Consider the following 19,483-nt stretch of genomic DNA (forward strand, 5'->3'; position numbering starts at 1 on the left):
TATATTTTGTGCGATAATATAATTATAAGAAACTAGGAGGAATTTATAAAATGATAAAAGGAATTATATTTGACTTAGATGGGACTTTGCTTGATACAACTAAAGATATTCAAAATAGTCTAAACCAGGCACTTACAACTTATAATCTCCCTAAACTAGATTTATTGAATGTAAAAAGAAACTTAGGTAATGGATCAGGAGCTTTAATTAAAGCATCAGTCCCACAAAATACAAATATAGAGATAATAGAAAAAGTAAAAGAATATTATGACAACTACTATAAAGAACACAATAATATATTAACTAAACCTTATGATGGTATAGTAGAACTTTTAAGAGAACTCAAAAAACTTAATCTAAAACTAGGAATCGCATCTAATAAATACCAAGAAGGTGTAACAAACTTAAATGAAACACTATTTGAAGGTCTATTTGATGTTGCCTTAGGTGAAACTAAGGGAATGCCATTAAAACCAGATCCATCTATTATACATTTAGCGCTTGCTAAAATGAAATTAGCGCCTCATGAAGTACTTTACATAGGTGATACTGAAGTGGATTATAAAACCGCTATAAACAGCAATCTTGATTGTGTTTTAGTAACTTGGGGGTTTAGAGAAAAAAAAGACTTAGAAGCATTAAACCCAAATTATATAATAGATGAACCAGGAGAAATTATAGATATTATTAAAAAAAGATAAGGGGAATAGAAATTGAGTTTACTAAAATTAGAAAATATTTCTAAATATTACCGTTCTGAAAACACTGTTTCAATTGGTGTTGAGAAGTACTAGGTATATTTGTCATGCATTTTATATTTGTATCTATTGGTATTCTACCAGTTAAACTTTTGTTAAGAAAAACACCCGCGGATATTATCACTAAATATGATATTTAATAAAAAAACTATAAGTGCTAAATTTACTAGCATTTATAGTTTTATTTTTTGTATATGTAATAAGAATCATTTGAAAGTTCAGCATCAAAAGTATAATTTAGTAGAGATACTGATTTTAATTGTTCTAAAGATGAGATATTATTTTGAATGATATAGTTAGCCATCAGCCCTCTTAGTTTCTTTAAATTCATATTAGACTCTTTTTTATCACCAATCCTAAAATCTACTTTAATGTAATGAGTATTTCTTGGAATCAGTCTTCCAAATTCAGAAGATGCTAAATCAATAAGAATTTCATTTGAGTGTTTATTATGAATATAGTCACTAATTAATCTTGACCAGTAATTATATAAATCTATTTCAAGGTTCATTATAAAATCTAATCTATATCTAGAAATTTTATCAGTAGGTCTTAAAATTCCATAGTAGGCATCTAAAATATATAATTTATTAGACTGATAAGTTAAGTTTTTAGCATCAAGATACTTAAATGCTTGCCCAGAATAAAGCAATTGGGCTTGGTATGTTTCTTCTAAACTATGATAAAAAGAATATACCTCAGTCGCAATCTTATCTGATACTTTCATAATTTCTATGATATCAGATTTGCTCAAACTCTCTAAATGATTTCTTAAAAAGTCATTTTCTTTTTTAAATAATATAGATGTGCCAGAAGTACTAATAGGATCTTTTGTAAAAGTCTTGCTGGGAGAAATAAAAACTATCATACTTAAGGGTCACCTCACTTAAACCATTAATTAATCTATTTTTTAAATAGAACTAAAGCCAAGTCGTAAGCTCATCATTAGATAAGCGAACAGATTCATAACCTGATTCATTTGCCTTTCCAATTGAAACAATTAAAACTGGAATGAAGTTTTTATCAATATTTAAAGCGTCATTGATAGCCAAATGATTAAAACCACCTATTGGACATGTATCTAGGCCGTAAGATTTTGCTACTTGCATTAACTGCATCGCAACTATCCCGCCATCAATATAAATATCCTTTTTAGCTTTTTCTTCAGTAATAGTAGGAACTATTACTTTAAATTTCTCAAGTTGAGCTTCTTTTACCTCAACTGACATTTTACCTTCACTAACAGCTTTAGAATATAGTTTTTCTGCAATGTCAAATTTTTTCATATTACCAAAAATAACAATCATGGCAGAAGAAGTATCAAGTTGTGTTTGATTACCATATAGTACAGGTCTTAATTTTTCTTTCGCTTCTTGCGATTCAATGACAAAAAATCTCCATGGTTGCATATTCATAGAAGATGGTGCTCTGTAAACATCTGCTAATAGTTTATTAAATAAATCTCTTGGTATTTTATAATTACTATCATAAACTCTAATACTTCGACGATCTGTTAAGTTCATAATTCAATTCCTTTCATAAAATCTTAACTTATTCTAACATTAAATTACATAAGGTGCTTAGTGATATGCTTTTAATTCTTTGTGATATAATAAAAAATATGAACAGTAAAGAATTATTTAAGTGGTATGAAAAAAACCATAGAAAACTAAAATTTAGAGAAACTAAAAATCCATACCATATTTGGATTAGTGAAGTTATGTTACAACAAACGCAGGTAGACACAGTGTTACCTTATTTTTCTTCTTTTATAGAAAAGTACCCAGATGTTAAAACACTTGCTAAAACAGATTTAGAAACAGTATTAAAATCTGTTGAGGGATTAGGTTATTATAGAAGATTTAGAAACATGCATAAAGCAGCAGTATATATTCATGAAAATCTAGAAGATATTTTCCCAAGTACATATAAGGATTTATTAAAACTACCTGGTATTGGTAGATATACTGCAGGAGCTATCATGTCTATTGCCTATGATCAACCTTATAGCGCACTAGATGGTAATGTCATTAGAGTTTTGACTAGATATTTTAATATCGATTGGGATATGTCATTAGAAAAAAATAGAAAATTACTTGATCAAAAAAATCAAGAAATCATTGAAAATATGCCTAGCGCAAACATTTATACCCAAAGTATGATGGAAATTGGTGCTTTAGTCTGTAGACCAACAGAAACTAAATGTATGGTTTGTCCTTTTAAAGATGAGTGTTTGGGATATAAAAACAATAATGCTTTAGAATATCCAATTTCACTTAAAAAAATAGCAAAAGTAGAATTAACATATTTTGTATTTATAGTCACTTATCATACGAAATATGTTTTAAGAAAAAGAACTGAGAAATTACTAGAAGGGTTTTATGAATTCTTACAAGTAGAATCAGAATCTTTATCAGAGGCAATAGAAAGTTTAGAAAAATTAGGAATATCTATAAAAAATCCTAAATATTCAAAAAAGGTGAAGCATGTTTTCACCCATCAATTTTGGAGTATGGAGGTTTATGAAGCAGTAGTTAATGAAAATCCAGAACCTGAGTATTATTTAATTGATGATTTGGAAAAAATACCAATTGCGATTGCACACAGAAAAATCATATAAAAAAAGAGGAGAAAATTAATTTTCCTCTTTTGCTTATTTTATTGTATTAATTCTAATAAATGATCATTGCGTTTGATTGTGTAATATAAAGGAATACCAACACAATATAATACGACAAACTCTCCTAAAAATACCCATCCAAAGTTTGCCCAATATAAACTTGACTGAAACATTTCAAGTATAGGCATACCAGGATTAAATTCTACTTGAATTAAAACTATTGGAATAATAATTGCGTTGCTTAGTGCTGGAAATACGAGTGAAACCCACCATATTTTTTTAAACAGTATCATGAATAAAATAGCCACTAAACTAGCTAAACTACCAAAAGTAGCATCTATGATTCCAAAAGGACTCGCAAGATTTGCTAAAAAAGTTCCTAGTAGTAATCCAACAGTGTACTTAGAATTAAAAAGTACTAGTATAAGTAAGACTTCAGCAATTCTAAATTGAATAAAGTCAAAACTTAAAAAATAAAATGCAAAAACTAAAGCTACATACATAGCTGCGACTATAACCTGTTTGGTTATGTCTTTTACGGTAAAATCTTTCATTTAATTGTCTCCCTGTTTTTATTTTTAATGAAGCTAGCTGGTTTCCTAGGGTACAGCTAACTTTTACCACTACTAATTATAGCAAATTATGATATAATTACAAGGTGAAAGAGGTTATATTATGAGCATTAAATTTGAAATAACACATATATGTAAACAAAGTGGTGCAAGATTAGGCAAATTAACTACTCCACACGGAGTATTTGAAACCCCAATTTTTATGCCTGTAGGCACATTAGCTACTGTAAAAACATTAACACCAGAAGAAATTAAAGAAGTATCTGAAGGACTAATTTTAGGAAATACTTATCACCTTTGGCAACAACCAGGTGAACAACTAGTTAAAAAACACGGTGGAATTCGTGGCTTTATGAATTGGGATGGAGCCCTTTTAACTGATAGTGGAGGCTTTCAAGTATTTAGTTTAGCTAAAATGAGAGATATCAAAGAAGAAGGTGTTTATTTTAAACACCATAAAAGTGGCGCACCTTTATTCTTATCACCAGAAAAAGCAATTGAAATTCAAGAAGCTTTAGGTGCTGATATTATTATGAGCTTTGATGAATGTCCGCCTCCATATGAAACAACTGATTACATGAAAAAATCAGTTGAACGTACTTTAAGATGGGCTAAAAGAGGAAAAGATGCTTTAACTACAGATCAAGCTTTATTCGGTATTGTACAAGGTGGCTTAGACAAAGAAATTAGAAAATACTGTGCTGAAAAATTAGCTGAGATGGATTTTCCGGGATATTCTATCGGGGGTCTTTCAGTTGGTGAAACAAAAGAAGAAATGTATGAAATGACTGAATATCTAAATGACATTATACCTAAAAATAAACCAAGATATTTAATGGGTGTAGGAGCTCCTGAAGACTTAGTCGAAAATGTTATTAACGGAGTAGATATGTTTGATTGCGTATTACCAACAAGAATTGCTAGACATGGTACTGCACTCACAACAGAAGGTAAAGTAGTTATTAAAAATAATATCTACGCAGAAGATTTTAGTTCGATTGACCCTAATTTAAAAACGCCTGTATCTAAGTATACAAAATCATACTTAAGACACTTATTTAAGGCAAATGAAATATTAGGGATGAGACTTATTTCTTATCAAAACCTGGCTTATTTAAAGCATTTGATGGCAGAAATTAGACAAGCAATCAAAGAAGATAGATTGTTAGATTTTAAAGAAGAATTTTATAAAAAAACAAATTACCCTAAAGTAAGATAATAATCTTTATTTTAACTGTAATTTGTTATACAATAGTAGTGAATATAATATTAGGAGGGGTATCATGGTGTTTAATCGTTCCGATGAATTTAATCAAAAACCAGTCATCAAAGTTATTGGTGTTGGTGGCGGAGGAAATAGTGCCGTTAATCGTATGATTGAAAACGATGTAAAGGGTGTTTCTTTTGTTGCGATGAATACTGATGCTCAAGTTTTAAAAGTATCTAAAGCAGATGAACGTTTACAACTGGGTAAAAGATTAACAAGAGGACTAGGTGCAGGGGCAAAACCAGAAGTTGGTAAACAAGCAGCCTTAGAATCAGAAGATGAAATTAGAGAAGTATTAAGCGATGCTGATATGGTCTTTATTACAGCAGGAATGGGTGGCGGAACAGGTACTGGTGCAGCTCCAATTATTGCTAGAATAGCAAAAGAGATGGGTTGTTTAACAATTGGTATTGTGACTAAACCATTTGTTTTTGAAGGTCCAGGAAGAACTCAAGCAGCTTTATACGGATTAGAAGAATTAAGACCGCACGTTGATACATTAATTGTTATTCCAAATGAACGATTATTATCAATTGCCGATCAACATACACAATTACTTGATGCATTTAGAGAATCAGACAATGTATTAAGACAAGGTGTACAAGGTATTGCAGAAATTATTGCAATTCCAGGGATGATTAATGTTGACTTTGCAGATGTTAGAACTGTTATGGAAAATAAAGGAACAGCATTAATGGGTATTGGTATTGCAGCAGGTGAAACACGTGCAGTTGAAGCAGCAAGAAAAGCCATTCATTCAAGGCTCTTAGAAGTAAGTATTGATGGAGCAACCGATGCTATTGTCAATATTACAACTGGACCTAATGTTGGGCTACTTGAAATTGAAGAAGCGTTAACTGAAATAAGAAATGCTACATCAAATGAACTAAACATTATTTATGGAACAACTATTAATGGTGATTTAGAAGATGAAATGATCGTGACTGTTATTGCTACAGGCTATGAATTAAAAGCTAAAGACAATACTGTTGAAAATTTAGTTAATGAAATATTTACTAACACATCATCAGAACAAATGGTTGTACATGGTAGTTCATTACGTAAAAAAGAAGATGTTTTAGAAAAAGAACAACCTAAAGAATCAACTAAAGAAAAAAATCTACCATCTTGGTTGAAAAAAACAAAATTTTAAAAAGGCTAAATGCCTTTTTTCATGAAAGAGGTCAACTAATATGAAAGTTGGAATAGTTGGATTACCAAACGTAGGAAAATCTACATTATTTAATGCATTAACAAAATCAAAAGTATTAGCAGCTAACTATCCGTTTGCGACAATCGATCCAAACGTAGGCGTAGTAAATGTAAATGATTTAAGATTAGATGTTTTATTTGAAATATATAAACCTGAAAGAGTGATACCTACATCAATAGAATTTATTGATATTGCGGGATTAGTACAAGGAGCATCTAAAGGTGAAGGATTAGGAAATCAATTTTTAAGTCATATTAGAGAAGTAGACGCAATCTGTCAAGTAGTTAGATGTTTTGAAGATGGAAACATCACTCACGTTGAAGGTTCAATTGATCCTTTACGTGATTTAGAAATTATCAAAATCGAACTTAGATTAGCTGACTTAGATGTAATCGATAAAAGAATCCCGAAAATAGAAAAAAAAGCTAAAGCTAAAATCAAAGAAGCAGTTTTAGAATATGATGCTTTAATTAAAGTTCGTAAAATGATAGAAGAAGAAAAACACTTAAAAGATTTAGATATGTCAGAAGATGAATTAAAAATGATTAAAAACTTTAATTTATTATCACTTAAACCAATGATTTACATTGCTAATTTAGCTGATACTGACTTAGAAAATCCTGAAAGTAATCATTTCTATACTAGATTAATTGAAAAAGCTAATACTGAAGGTATCCAAGTAGTTCCAGTTTCAGCTCAAGTTGAATATGAAATTGCTAATCTAACTAAAGAAGAACAATTAGATTTCCTTGAAGCTTATGGCTTAACTGCTTCAGGTTTAGATGAAGTAATTAGAAGTAGTTATGCATTGCTTGGTTTAAAAACATACTTTACAGCTGGAGTAAAAGAAGTACGTGCCTGGACTTTTATTGATGGCATGAAAGCACCTCAATGTGCAGGAATTATTCATACTGATTTTGAAAGAGGATTCATTAAAGCAGAAACAATAGCATATGATGATTTAGTTGAAGCTAAAACACCACAAGCAGCAAAAGAAAAAGGTAAAGTCCGTCTTGAAGGTAAAGAATATGTAGTTAAAGATGGAGATATCATGGTATTTAGATTCAATGTTTGATATCCCTTGTTTAGATAATATTGTATGTGCTTCTAAGTACTTTTCAGTTGAAGAAATTGAAAAAATTCATTTTCTAGGAATCACAAATTTTGGAGAAAATAGAGTCTCTAGTTTATTAGAAAAAAAAGAACTATTAAGTCATTTAAATCTAACGTGGCATTTTATTGGTCATCTTCAAAAAAACAAAGTTAAATTAATTATTAATGAAATAGACTATTTACATAGTCTAGATTCTTTAGAGTTAGCAAAACAAATTCAAAAATATAGAATTTCTCCGTTGTTTTGTTTCATTCAAGTGAATTTAACTGAAGAAGTGTCTAAAAGTGGCATTAGTAGCAATAAATTAGCTTCTTTTTTAGAAGAAATCAAAAAATATGATAAAATTAAAGTACTAGGATTAATGACTATCGGAAAAAATAATGATTTAGAATTAACAAAAAACGTTTTTTCCAAGCTAAATGACTTAAAAAATGAATTTCAACTAGAAACTCTTTCTATTGGAATGAGTCAAGATTATCATTTAGCATTGCCTTTTAACCCTAAATACATAAGAATTGGCAGTCTATTCAAAGGAGTAATCTAAATGTTTTTTAAGAAAAAGAAGAAGCAAAATACAAACTATATCAAATCATCTGATAAGATTATTATTAAACAACTAGAAACTGATGAAGACTCTGTCATTTTAGATTTAGCTGATAAATTGATTGATGGTGCACCACTGATATTAAACTTTGATTTATTAAATGTGGACGCAGCTAATAAAGTCATTGCGTTTTTCTCAGGCGTTGTTTATACGCTTAAAGGAAATATTGAAACAATTAACGAAACTGTCTTTTTGTTTGCGAATGAAGAAGCATTTTTAGATGGCAGTTTAAAAAGATTTCTAGAAAATCTATAATTAAATATTGCGATGAAAAGAACACGTTTATTAAATTTAAGTATTAAAAGCGATCTAGGATATGGTGTGAGCCTAGAAAATACCTTTAATAAATATCATCTTGGAGCATTAATTAAATTTGAGTGCTATAACTTTTGTTATAGAACTAAGGTGGTACCGCGAATTTTTCATCCTTAGCGTTTTTAAGGACGATTTTATTTTATAAAAACAACATAAAAGGAGCAATCATATATGGATTTTAAAGACACATTACTTATGCCAAAAACAGATTTTCCAATGCGAGGGAATCTAGGTGTAAATGAAATTAACATTCAGGAATACTGGAAAAAAATAGACTTATACAAAAAAGTTTTAGAGCAAAATAAAGATAATGAACCGTTTATATTACACGATGGTCCACCTTATGCAAATGGAGATATTCACGTTGGACATGCTTTCCAAAAAACATTAAAAGATTTTGTTTTAAGATACCAAACAATGAAAGGTCGTTATGTTCCATATATACCAGGTTGGGATACACACGGACTTCCAATTGAAACAGCAGTAACTAAAAAGGGAATTAACAGAAAAGAAATTTCTCGTTCTGAATTTAGAAAACACTGTAGAGAATTTGCCTTACAACAAGTAGAAAGACAAAAAGCACAATTTATGCGTATTGGTATTTTAGGCGATTGGGATAATCCTTATTTAACATTAGATAAGAGTTTTGTTTCAGATCAAGTTAAAATATTTAGTCAAATGGTTGCTCGTGGTTTAATTTATAAAGGATTAAAACCAATCTACTGGTCTCCATCATCTGAATCTGCATTAGCAGAAGCTGAAATTGAATATCATGACAAGCAATCTAAATCTATATACTTTACATTTAAATTAACTGATAAGAAAAAATTTAAAGATACTTCACTTATCATATGGACTACAACTCCTTGGACACTCCCTGCAAACTTAGCTGTCTCAGTTCATCCAACAATGAATTATAATCATATTTTAGTAGATGGTAAAAAATATATTGTCGCAGAAGCTTTACTTGGAAGTTTAAAGGATAAACTATCATTTAATTCAGTAGAAGTTCTAGATACATTTAAAGGACAAACTCTAGAAAACCTTACTTATAAACATCCGATATTTGATAGAACCTCTCCTATTATTTTAGGAGAACATGTTACAGATACTGATGGTACTGGACTTGTTCATACCGCACCTGGACATGGAGAAGATGATTATATTGTTGGTAAAAAATATAATTTAGATATATTATGCCCTGTGAATGAAACAGGTATGATGACAAATGAAGCAGGAAAATATGAAGGATTATTCTATGAAAAAGCAAATGATGCTATTATAGAAGATTTAAAAGAAACAAATTCACTTTTAAGAGTTGATACAATCACCCACTCATATCCACATGATTGGAGAACTAAAAAACCAGTTATCTTTAGAGCAACCCCACAATGGTTCGCATCAGTTAAGATGATTCGTGAAGAATTATTAAAAGAAGTAGAAAAAACAACTTGGCTACCTAAATGGGGTGAAGTTAGAATTGGAAATATGTTAAAAGACAGAGAAGATTGGGTAATTAGCCGTCAACGTGCTTGGGGTGTACCAATTCCAATATTCTATGCTGAAAATGAAACTCCAATACTAGATTCAAAAGTAATTGATCATGTTGCTGATTTATTCTTAGAACACGGTTCAGATATTTGGTATGAATGGGATGCAAAAGATTTATTACCAAAAGGATATAAAAATGTAGATAGCCCAAATAATCAATTCAAAAAAGAAGTAGATATTATGGATGTTTGGTTTGATTCAGGAACAAGCTATTCAGTACTAAAAAGAAGAAACTTACCATTCCCTGCAGATTTATATTTAGAAGGGGCTGACCAACATAGAGGTTGGTTTAACTCTTCATTAATTACTTCAACAGCTGCCTTTAATCAAGCACCATATAAAGCAGTTGTTACTCATGGTTTCGTTTTTGATGGTCAAGGAAGAAAAATGAGTAAGTCATTAGGAAATGTAGTTGATCCGCTTGTTGTAATGAAGCAAAAAGGTGCAGACCTTTTAAGACTATGGGTCGCAAACGTTGATTACCAAAGTGATGTGAGAATTAGTAATGAAATGATGGATCAAGTTGCTGAAATGTACCGTAAGATTAGAAATACACTAAGATTTATGGTAGGTAACTTAAATGACTTTGACCCTAAAAAAGATTATGTTGGATATTCAATGAGAGGTCAAATCAATCGAGCAATCACAATTGATTTTAGATACTTAATAAACGATATCTTAAATGCCTATGAAAACTATGAATTTGATAAAGTATCAAGACTAGTTGTACCATTTATTACAAATGAAATTAGTGCTTTCTATCTTGACTATACAAAAGATATTTTATATATAGAAAAAGCAAATAATTTTGAAAGAAGAGCTATTCAATCAACTATTTATGATATGACTATGGGATTATTAAAAGTATTAACACCAATTATCCCTCATACAACATCGGAAGTTTATTCATATTTACCATTTGAAAAATTAGAAGATATCTATTTAGAAAAAATGCCAACTAAAAATGAATTCAAAGATGAAAACTTAATGAATAATTATCGTGCATTTAGAGATTTAAGAGAAAACATCTTAAAACAACTAGAATTAGCACGTGATCAAAAAATTATTGGTAAATCATTACAAGCTGAAGTTGATTTGACAATAACTAAAGCATTACATGAAACATTAGAACAATTAGATGCTTTAAAAAACTTACACCAATTATTAATTGTTTCAAAAGTAAATATAACTATTGGAGAAAATGTAGACATATTAGTTAAAAAAGCAAATGGCCATGTATGTGCTAGATGCTGGAATATCGTATCAAATGTTAATAGCGATGAACTATGTTCACGTTGTGAAAAAGCACTGGAGGAATAATCTATGAATATTTTAGTTGTTAATGATGACGGAATTGAATCAGAAGGTTTAAAGATGCTTGTTAAAGCTTGTGCTCATTTTGGACAAGTCTATGTTTCAGCCCCAAAGTATCAACAAAGTGCTCAAAGCCATGCAATGACACTTACTGAATACTTAGAGATAGAAGAAGTAAAAGATATCATAGGTGCACTTAAAGCAATTAAAGTAACAGGAAGCCCTGTTGATTGTGTAAGAGCTGGTATGAGTATTTTTGATGCTGAATTTGACTTAATCGTTTCAGGAATTAATGACGGATCAAACCTTGGAACAGATATTCTTTATTCAGGAACTGTTGCTGCTGCAATGGAAGGTCATTTATACCATGTTCCTGCAATTGCCTTTTCAGCACCTACTCTAGATTTACCATATTTATATGATGAAGTAATTAAATTATTAGATGAAATGATAGAATCTGAGTTATACAACAATACTGCTTTACTTAACATTAATTTTCCAAAACCAAGTTTTGCAAAACCACTAGGGACAAAAATTACAAAACAAGGTCGTAGAGTTTATGAATCTGATTTAGTTAAATCAGATAAACCTAATTTGTATCACCAATCATTTAGTATCATCAGATATCAAGAAGAAGCTGATACGGATGTTACTGCATATGAAGAAGGCTATGTTTCAATTACACCATTAATGATTGAACAAACAGATTTCAAAAAAATAAAAGCTATTTTAAAAAATGAATAGTTAAAAAGGAGGTATTTTTAATGTCTGTATTTCACTTACACTTTTTTAAAGAGAAAAGTAGAAAGATTGATGTTAATGCATTAATTGAGTTTTTTGACCGTTATGAAGAAGTGACTGTTGAAATGGATGAAGAAAGTGTTAGATTTTTATACCAACATCCAAGACTTGGCAGTAAAGCTACTTTCTATATTACAAGAAAATCAAATGTTCCTAACATCTATAGATTAAATCCTAAATTTTTAGATTTAAATTTTAGAATGGATATACCAATTATTACCTCCGATTATGGTGTAGAAAAAATTTTGAATTTAGTAAAAAATGTAGTTAACGTTTTTGATATGTATGTTTATAGCGAAGCATTTGAAGATGTTTTAGCATTTAAAGCAGAAACAGTCTTAAAAGCTTTTGCCTTAGTTAAGGAAGCATACTTTAAAAAATATCCAGAAATGCTTGATGGATTTTATCAAATATCTAAAACTAGACTTAATGAAATTTCTAGATATATAGATGAATCTTTGGAATTACAACTATATTATAAAGATTTAAAAACCTATGTTCCAAAATATGTATTTTACACAACTCCTAACAAAAGTGTTTTAGTATTAGTTGAATGGCAAGAAGGAACTTTAACGGTTTTTCCTCCATCAACTGACTATATCTTGTTAAGACAAAATAATCAGATAAAAGAATTAAACTATAATGAATTTTTATCAGTTACAAACAAATTTTTACTAGACGTACCAGGTTTTTTAAAAGATACAAAAGTAATTGTTAAGAAAAATGCTAGAAAAGTATTTAAACTAACAAAAAAACATAAATTCACAAAAACTGAATTTGATATTAAAGACTTAAAACATATTACATATCAACAATTGATTGATTAAAGGAGCACTATGCTAAAACGTACCACGATTCATATTTTTGGGCTCATACTGATCGCACTAGGTGTTGCCTTGATTATAAGCCAAAAAAAAGGTGTCTTCCCATGGGATGCGGCAGGTTTAAACTTAGTTGATTTATTTGCTAGAATAAATATTCATATTGAAGTTGGAATTGCATCACTTATTTTAAACTCACTATTAGGAGTTATTTGTATAGCGGTGACTAAGAACTTTAAATACTTATATAGCTATATCAACATTGCCATTTTTTCCTTGGCACTAGGACTTATTAACTGGGCTTTAGGATTAATCAATTGGCCAGTATCAGATCAGATTACAGTTTTAAATGTAGTCATGCTATTTTCAGGACTCTTAACAATTGCAATAGGAACTAATTTTGTGGTGTTTTCTAAGTTAGTACCTTCTCCAGCAGAAGCGGCAATGCTTATTATTCACGAAAAATGGTTCCCAAAAAGTATTGGACTATCCAAAGTTGCCTTAGAAATCATGTTCTTCTTAGTCGCAATTACTTTTGGAGCTATCAATGGTAACGTTATGAGCAATATTTCGTGGTTTACTTTTATAGCAGTTGCTATTTTAAGCCCAATGATACAAATAACACATAAACCTATTAAACTACTATTTGGAGGAATGAAAAATGAGTCAAATGAAATTAAATGAGTATATCGATCATACTAAATTAGGTCCTATTGTTAGTAAAGAAGATATCGATAAATTAACACAAGAAGCAATCGAATACAGCTTTAAAAGCGTGTGTGTTTCACCAGTTTGGGTGTCATATGCAGCATCATTACTAAAAGGAAAAAGTCCATTAGTATGTACAGTGATTGGTTTTCCTCACGGAACACATACAAAAGAAGTAAAGGCTTATGAAACTGCTGATGCTATAAAAAATGGGGCTGATGAAATTGATATGGTTGTTAATGTAGCTTTAGTTAAAGCACATGATGCAAAAGGAATTTTTGAAGATATCAGTTCAGTTGTTAAAGCAGCATCTGGTAAAACAGTAAAAGTTATTATAGAAACTGCCTATTTATCAAAAGAAGAAATTATTTTAGTTTGTGAACAAGCAGTAAAAGCTAAAGCAAACTTTGTTAAAACATCAACAGGATATGCTTCAAGTGGTGCTACAAAAGATGATGTCGCACTTATGAAAGAAATTGTAAAAGATCATGCATTTGTTAAAGCCTCAGGTGGGGTTAGAACTTTTGAAGATGCGATGATTATGATTAATGCAGGAGCATCACGTATTGGGACTTCAAATGGAGTAGCGCTTGTAAATCACAAAGAAGCTACATCAGGATATTAAAAAAAAGAAAAGGAAGGTCATATTATGTCAACACCACATATTGGATTAGAAGATAAGACTTTAGTAGCAAAAACAGTTTTAATGCCAGGAGATCCACTTAGAGCTAAATTTATTGCTGAAACATTCTTAAAGGATGTAGTACAAATTAATACTGTCAGAAATATGTTTGGTTATACTGGTACTTATAAAGGTAAAAAAGTAACTGTTATGGGATCTGGAATGGGAATGCCTAGTATCGGAATTTATAGTTATGAATTATTTAAATTTTACGATGTTGAAAATATCATTCGTATTGGTTCAGCAGGTTCTTATACCAAAGATTTAAATGTATATGATGTTTTACTTGCAACAGATGCATATAGTGAATCAAGCTTTGCAAAAACAATGGGAGTTTCTGAAAGCAATGTTTTACCAGCAACCCTTTTATTAAATGATAATTTGAAAGCATCTGCTAAAAAATTAGGATATAAACTTCATGAAGGAAGAATTCATTCATCAGATGTTTTCTATCGTGTTAACCCAGACGATTATAAGAAAATTCTTTCTGATTATAATGCTCTTGCTGTTGAAATGGAATCATTTGCATTATTTGCAAATGCAAAAGCTTTAGGTAAAAACGCCGCATGTTTATTAACCATTTCAGATTCATTTGTAACAAGCGATGTAACTACCCCTGAAGAAAGACAAACTTCATTTACTAAAATGATGGAAATAGCCTTAGAAAGTATCTAATGCTCACTATTAACCACAATCATACTTTTAAGACGATACAAATTGTTTTTTGGTACAATGAGGTACTAAATGAAAAAACAATCGCGTATCGTTTTTTGCTGGGTAAACTATTACGTTATTATACAGATGAATCAAAGACAGCTAAGAAACTAAATGAAGAGTTTTCTTATTTATATGGAGCAAGATTATCAGAAGGCGTTAAAATGTTTAAAGGCAATCATTATTTATATTACTGCCTAACAATTGCTAATGCTGATATTGTGAATGAACCTAACTTGTTATTAGAAGCACTCAAACTTTATCAAAAAATTGTTTATAACAGACAAAGATTTGATAATAAAAATGTTAACATTGTTAAAAAACAACTACTAGAATTAATAGAAAAAAGAAAAGAAGATAAATCAGAAATTGCAAAATTAGGATATTACAATAAAGTATTTTCTAATCATATATTTGGAAAAGATTTAATTGGAACTAAAGAAGAAGTAAGTGAAATCACAAGTGAAAAACTTTATGATTATTATCAAAATTCTTTTTTAAACAATGAATTAACAATTACTATTAATGGTGATATTTCTGAAAGTGATGAAGCATTTATTAGAAACAATTTTCCTATTGCTAAAGATTTACCAAAACCCAATTTAGAATTAGAAACATTTGTCAAAAATACTGAAATACAACTCCATGAAGAATATACAAAGATGCATCAAGCTCTTATTTATATTGGTTATTTTAGTGACATCACCTATGATAGTAAGAATTATGAGGCAATGGTTTTAATGTATATCTTACTTGGAAGCTCACCAGATTCAAGGCTTTTTAGAATTATTAGAGAACAGATGATGTTAGCATATGAAGTAGACGCAGAATATGATATTGATAGGAAACTACTGACTGTATATGCTGGAGTTGAACTTAGCAAAAAAGAACTTGCTCAAGAAAAAATTCTAGATATTATGGAAAATCTAATTCAATATGGACCTACCGTAAGTGAACTTGATTCTGCTAAAAAATACTTAAAATCTGTGATGTATACCTCACAAGATTATCAGTTATCTCAAACATTTAGAGAGTTTTTAAATTTATTTTTTACAGAAAATAAAACTCTTGAAGAAAAAATTAAGAAAATAGATGCTGTTACTATTAATGATGTCAAAGAAGTCTTAAATGGACTTGAACTCACTGGAATATATATATTACATGGAGATGATGAGAATGAAGAATAATCTAAATTACAATGAAAGATATTCATTTAAAACAAAAAATGGAATGGAAGTTATTCTTTTAAAAGATCATAGTGCTTCTATATATGTTCAATTAGATGTTTCTTTTGGTTCACTTGATCTAACTTATATTAAAGATGAACAAGAATATGACTTAAGTCCTGGAATAGCTCACTTTTTAGAGCATAAAATATTTGCGATGGCAGATGGCACAGATGCATTTATGAAACTAACAAGCCTTGGACTTCAAGCGAATGCAATGACATCTTATCAAACAACTTCATACACATTAGTTGGAAATGATAATATTAAAGAAGGTCTCAAATATTTACTAGAAATGCTTGATAATCCTTACTTCACAGATGAAAATATAGATCAAGAATATAATATCATCGCAGAAGAAATAAAAATGTATGACGATGATGTTGATTCATACATTCAAAATATTGTTTTAAATATGATGTACCATGATCATTCAATTAAACATGATATTGCAGGAACTATAGAAACAATCGAATTTATCACTCCACAAATGTTAGAAGAAACATATAATTATTTTTATCAACCAGTCAATAGAAAGCTCTATATTAGTGGAAATTTTGATTTTAAAGAAATGGAAGACTTTTTAAATGAAGTTTACCCTACTTTAAATGAAAATCAAAGCCCTGTTAAAAAGACTTTATTATACGAACATTACGAAGTCAAAGAAGCCTTTAAATCAATAGAACTTTCTAATATAAAAAATAAGTTATCTATGGGTATTAAGTTTGACTATAAAACAGATAATAAAATCTACTTACTTAAAGAAGAAATTAAAGCAGTAATAGCACTTAATCTATTGGTAGGATCATTATCAGATTTTTATGAAAAAACAATAGAAGAAGGTATTTTAAGTGAACAACTATCGTTTCAACTGATTAATGAAAGAAATGTTTTTTCTATCTTTTTACAAGCTGATACAAACGATATTGAAACACTAGATTTTTTAATTAAAAAAGTATTAATAACGCCTCCCAGTGAATCACTAACAGAGGATGCATTAGAAAAAGTTAAACGCATTTTAATTGGTCATCATATCTTTTCAGTCAATGAATTTGAGTATAAACTATACCTGTTTAGCAAATACTACCCATTAGGTGTTACACTAGATGACATTATTCTATTTGTTAAAGAGGTTTCAATTGATGATATTAAAGCATTTTTAGCTAATATTAATGCTGATATGTTTTCTACTTTATACGTTTATTCAAATGACGAATTTTAAGATAATTTATTCAAAAAGCAAGATATTCTCCTAAATAATGGGAATATCTTATTTTTTTTAAAATAAAAAAAGTAATTTTCTCTTTTCTTACTATTATAAATAGTGAATTCACCTTTTTACTTAAAAAAGAATGAACGTTAGAATGATAGGGAAGGAGAGATAAAATGCTAAATCAAGTAGTTTTAGTTGGACGACTAACAAAGGATCCAGAAATAGTTAAATTAGTAGATGGTAGAAAAGTTTCAGAAATAACAATTGCAGTTAAAAGAGCGTTTAAGAATTATGATGGTGAGTATGAAACTGATTTTATTAAATGTGTCTTATGGGAGAATTTAGCAGTATATCTACATAAATATTGTCATAAAGGAGACTTGATTGCGGTCAAAGGTAGATTACAAATTAAAAAAATAGAAAAAGATAATAAGATAAACCAAACATTAGAACTCATTGGTGAAAAAATAAGTTATTTATCTGGAAATAAGAATACTGAAGAAATTGAATCTTAACAAGATTCTTTTTTTTTCGTTTTTTTAAAATAAGTATTAGTTTACACTACTTTGTGATACAATAAAACAAGGAGATGATACAATATGTCAATTGATTTTGAAAAAGAAGTATTAAAAAGAAAAGATGAAATTATTAAGGATTTACAAGAACTTATAAAAATAAATTCTGAACTAACTACTTTTGATCCAAGTAGAGTTGGAGCTCCTTTTGGCGAAGGTAATAAAGAAGCTTTAGATTGGATGTTAGCTCTTGGTAAAAAAGATGGTTTTAAAACCGTCAATGTAGATGGTTATGCAGGTCATATTGAATATGGTGATGCTAAAGAATTTGTAGGAATGATTGGTCATTTAGATGTTGTTCCTGCTGGTAATGATTGGACATACCCTGCTTATGGTGCTGAAATTCACGATGGTAAAATGTATGGCCGTGGAACAGAAGATGACAAAGGACCTACAATTGCGGCTTATTACGCTTTAAAAATCCTAAAAGAATTAGGAGTGAAACTTTCTAAAAGAGTTAAACTTATTTTAGGGATTGATGAAGAAAGCGGATGGAGATGTGTAAGACATTACTTTAGTAAATATCCAGAATCACCAGTTTCAGGATTTATTCCTGATGCCGATTTCCCTTTAATCTATGCTGAAAAAGGTATTACAAGAACAGTTTTAAAATCAAGTTTTATTGATGAAAGAATTATTAAGCTTGAAGGTGGATTCAGAGATAATATGGTTCCTGATTTTGCTGAAGCTGTTTTAGTATATAATGCATCATATCAACAACTTTTTGATAAATATGTTAAAGAAAATAACCTAGATGCAACATTTAAAGAAGAAAATAATCAAATTAATATCAGAGTTAAAGGTATTTCAGCTCATGGTTCTTTACCAGAGCTAGGAAAAAATGCCATCGATCTATTATTTGATATCTTAAAAGCATTAAAGATTGAAAATAATTTAACTTTATTAGCTGATAAATATTTAACTCATGATAACTATGGTAAAAAACTAGGCGTTAATTACCATGATGAAGAAATGGGCGATTTAACGGTTAATTTTGGTGTATTAAAATATGATGGTAAAGACGCTTTAATCTACCTTAACTTAAGATATCCAAATAATGTTAATTACGATAAAGATGTTTTACCTAAAATTAATAATGAGATTAAAGAATTTAACTTTGTTGCAACCGTTGAACATCATCAACAATTATTATATAAAGATCCAAATTCAGAAATGATTCAAAAATTAATGAATGTATATAAGAAACATACAAACGATGTTGACGCAAAACCACTTAGCATTGGTGGAGGTACATTTGCTCGTGCGATGCCAAATGTAGTTGCATTTGGACCACACTTTTTAGATAAACCAAGTTATATTCACCAAAAAAATGAATTTATCATTATTGAAGATTTAATTAAAGCAACCATTATTTATACAGAAAGCTTATATGAATTAGCAAAATAATTATAATT

At 29.5% G+C, this 19,483-nt stretch carries 20 protein-coding genes; 17 read left to right on the forward strand and 3 right to left on the reverse strand.

What is annotated here, in order from left to right:
• Positions 1-50: 50 nt before the first annotated feature.
• Complete coding sequence (locus BN854_RS04360) at positions 51-701, forward strand: HAD family hydrolase (protein WP_026659676.1); 651 nt, start codon at positions 51-53, stop codon at positions 699-701.
• 238 nt (positions 702-939) lie between these two features.
• On the opposite strand, the gene BN854_RS04365 is transcribed toward BN854_RS04360, so the two are convergent.
• Both BN854_RS04365 and BN854_RS04370 read right to left on the reverse strand, forming a co-directional pair.
• On the reverse strand, positions 940-1,626 hold the full coding sequence (locus BN854_RS04365) for a YaaA family protein (RefSeq protein WP_026659684.1): 687 nt from the start codon (positions 1,624-1,626) through the stop codon (positions 940-942).
• Between the two features lie 52 nt (positions 1,627-1,678).
• Positions 1,679-2,281 (reverse strand): nitroreductase family protein, encoded by a 603-nt coding sequence (locus BN854_RS04370; protein WP_026659693.1) that lies wholly within the window; start codon positions 2,279-2,281, stop codon positions 1,679-1,681.
• 65 nt (positions 2,282-2,346) lie between these two features.
• Here BN854_RS04370 and BN854_RS04375 point away from each other — a divergent pair, with 65 nt between their 5' ends.
• The gene (locus BN854_RS04375) at positions 2,347-3,378 is read left to right on the forward strand and encodes an A/G-specific adenine glycosylase (RefSeq protein WP_026659701.1); all 1,032 of its coding nucleotides are present in this window, start codon (positions 2,347-2,349) and stop codon (positions 3,376-3,378) included.
• Between the two features lie 38 nt (positions 3,379-3,416).
• Here the strand turns inward: BN854_RS04375 and BN854_RS04380 are convergent, their stop codons facing one another.
• Positions 3,417-3,932 (reverse strand): QueT transporter family protein, encoded by a 516-nt coding sequence (locus BN854_RS04380; RefSeq protein ID WP_026659707.1) that lies wholly within the window; start codon positions 3,930-3,932, stop codon positions 3,417-3,419.
• Between the two features lie 121 nt (positions 3,933-4,053).
• Between BN854_RS04380 and tgt the strand changes: the two genes are divergently transcribed.
• The 15 genes from tgt (at position 4,054) to pepV (ending at position 19,475) form a co-directional block, all read left to right on the forward strand.
• A complete protein-coding gene (gene tgt / locus BN854_RS04385) occupies positions 4,054-5,169 on the forward strand; it encodes a tRNA guanosine(34) transglycosylase Tgt (protein ID WP_026659714.1) in 1,116 nt (371 codons plus the stop codon).
• Positions 5,170-5,233: 64 nt separating this feature from the next.
• Positions 5,234-6,370, forward strand: coding sequence for a cell division protein FtsZ (ftsZ, locus tag BN854_RS04390; protein ID WP_026659721.1), 1,137 nt, complete (start codon positions 5,234-5,236; stop codon positions 6,368-6,370).
• A 40-nt stretch (positions 6,371-6,410) separates the two neighbouring features.
• Positions 6,411-7,505 (forward strand): redox-regulated ATPase YchF, encoded by a 1,095-nt coding sequence (gene ychF / locus BN854_RS04395; RefSeq protein ID WP_026659726.1) that lies wholly within the window; start codon positions 6,411-6,413, stop codon positions 7,503-7,505.
• Entirely contained in the window at positions 7,471-8,088 is a 618-nt protein-coding gene (locus BN854_RS04400) for a YggS family pyridoxal phosphate-dependent enzyme (protein WP_084600834.1), read from the forward strand. Before ychF ends, BN854_RS04400 begins: the two co-directional genes overlap by 35 nt.
• The gene (sepF, locus tag BN854_RS04405; RefSeq protein ID WP_026659742.1) at positions 8,089-8,403 is read left to right on the forward strand and encodes a cell division protein SepF; all 315 of its coding nucleotides are present in this window, start codon (positions 8,089-8,091) and stop codon (positions 8,401-8,403) included.
• A 231-nt stretch (positions 8,404-8,634) separates the two neighbouring features.
• Positions 8,635-11,334, forward strand: a complete 2,700-nt coding sequence (ileS, locus tag BN854_RS04410; RefSeq protein ID WP_026659749.1) for an isoleucine--tRNA ligase — start codon at positions 8,635-8,637, stop codon at positions 11,332-11,334.
• Between the two features lie 3 nt (positions 11,335-11,337).
• Positions 11,338-12,072, forward strand: a complete 735-nt coding sequence (gene surE, locus BN854_RS04415; protein WP_026659755.1) for a 5'/3'-nucleotidase SurE — start codon at positions 11,338-11,340, stop codon at positions 12,070-12,072.
• 20 nt (positions 12,073-12,092) lie between these two features.
• Positions 12,093-12,956: a hypothetical protein gene (locus BN854_RS04420; protein ID WP_026659763.1), complete on the forward strand. Its 864-nt coding sequence runs from the start codon at positions 12,093-12,095 to the stop codon at positions 12,954-12,956.
• Between the two features lie 9 nt (positions 12,957-12,965).
• The gene (locus BN854_RS04425) at positions 12,966-13,634 is read left to right on the forward strand and encodes a DUF6198 family protein (protein WP_026659771.1); all 669 of its coding nucleotides are present in this window, start codon (positions 12,966-12,968) and stop codon (positions 13,632-13,634) included.
• Entirely contained in the window at positions 13,621-14,283 is a 663-nt protein-coding gene (gene deoC, locus BN854_RS04430) for a deoxyribose-phosphate aldolase (protein WP_026659781.1), read from the forward strand. Before BN854_RS04425 ends, deoC begins: the two co-directional genes overlap by 14 nt.
• A 24-nt stretch (positions 14,284-14,307) precedes the next feature.
• Positions 14,308-15,015 carry a purine-nucleoside phosphorylase gene (gene deoD / locus BN854_RS04435; protein ID WP_026659790.1) on the forward strand — a complete coding sequence of 236 codons (708 nt, stop codon included), beginning with the start codon at positions 14,308-14,310 and terminating at the stop codon, positions 15,013-15,015.
• Positions 15,015-16,241 carry a M16 family metallopeptidase gene (locus tag BN854_RS04440; protein ID WP_026659796.1) on the forward strand — a complete coding sequence of 409 codons (1,227 nt, stop codon included), beginning with the start codon at positions 15,015-15,017 and terminating at the stop codon, positions 16,239-16,241. Before deoD ends, BN854_RS04440 begins: the two co-directional genes overlap by 1 nt.
• A complete protein-coding gene (gene yfmH / locus BN854_RS04445) occupies positions 16,231-17,502 on the forward strand; it encodes an EF-P 5-aminopentanol modification-associated protein YfmH (RefSeq protein ID WP_026659804.1) in 1,272 nt (423 codons plus the stop codon). Before BN854_RS04440 ends, yfmH begins: the two co-directional genes overlap by 11 nt.
• Before the next feature lie 164 nt (positions 17,503-17,666).
• Complete coding sequence (locus BN854_RS04450; RefSeq protein ID WP_026659810.1) at positions 17,667-18,008, forward strand: single-stranded DNA-binding protein; 342 nt, start codon at positions 17,667-17,669, stop codon at positions 18,006-18,008.
• Between the two features lie 84 nt (positions 18,009-18,092).
• Positions 18,093-19,475, forward strand: coding sequence for a dipeptidase PepV (gene pepV / locus BN854_RS04455; RefSeq protein ID WP_026659819.1), 1,383 nt, complete (start codon positions 18,093-18,095; stop codon positions 19,473-19,475).
• Positions 19,476-19,483 lie beyond the last annotated feature (8 nt).

The sequence above is a fragment of the Alteracholeplasma palmae J233 genome (assembly GCF_000968055.1).
In the GTDB taxonomy this organism is placed as follows: Bacteria; Bacillota_I; Bacilli_A; order Acholeplasmatales; family Acholeplasmataceae; genus Alteracholeplasma; species Alteracholeplasma palmae.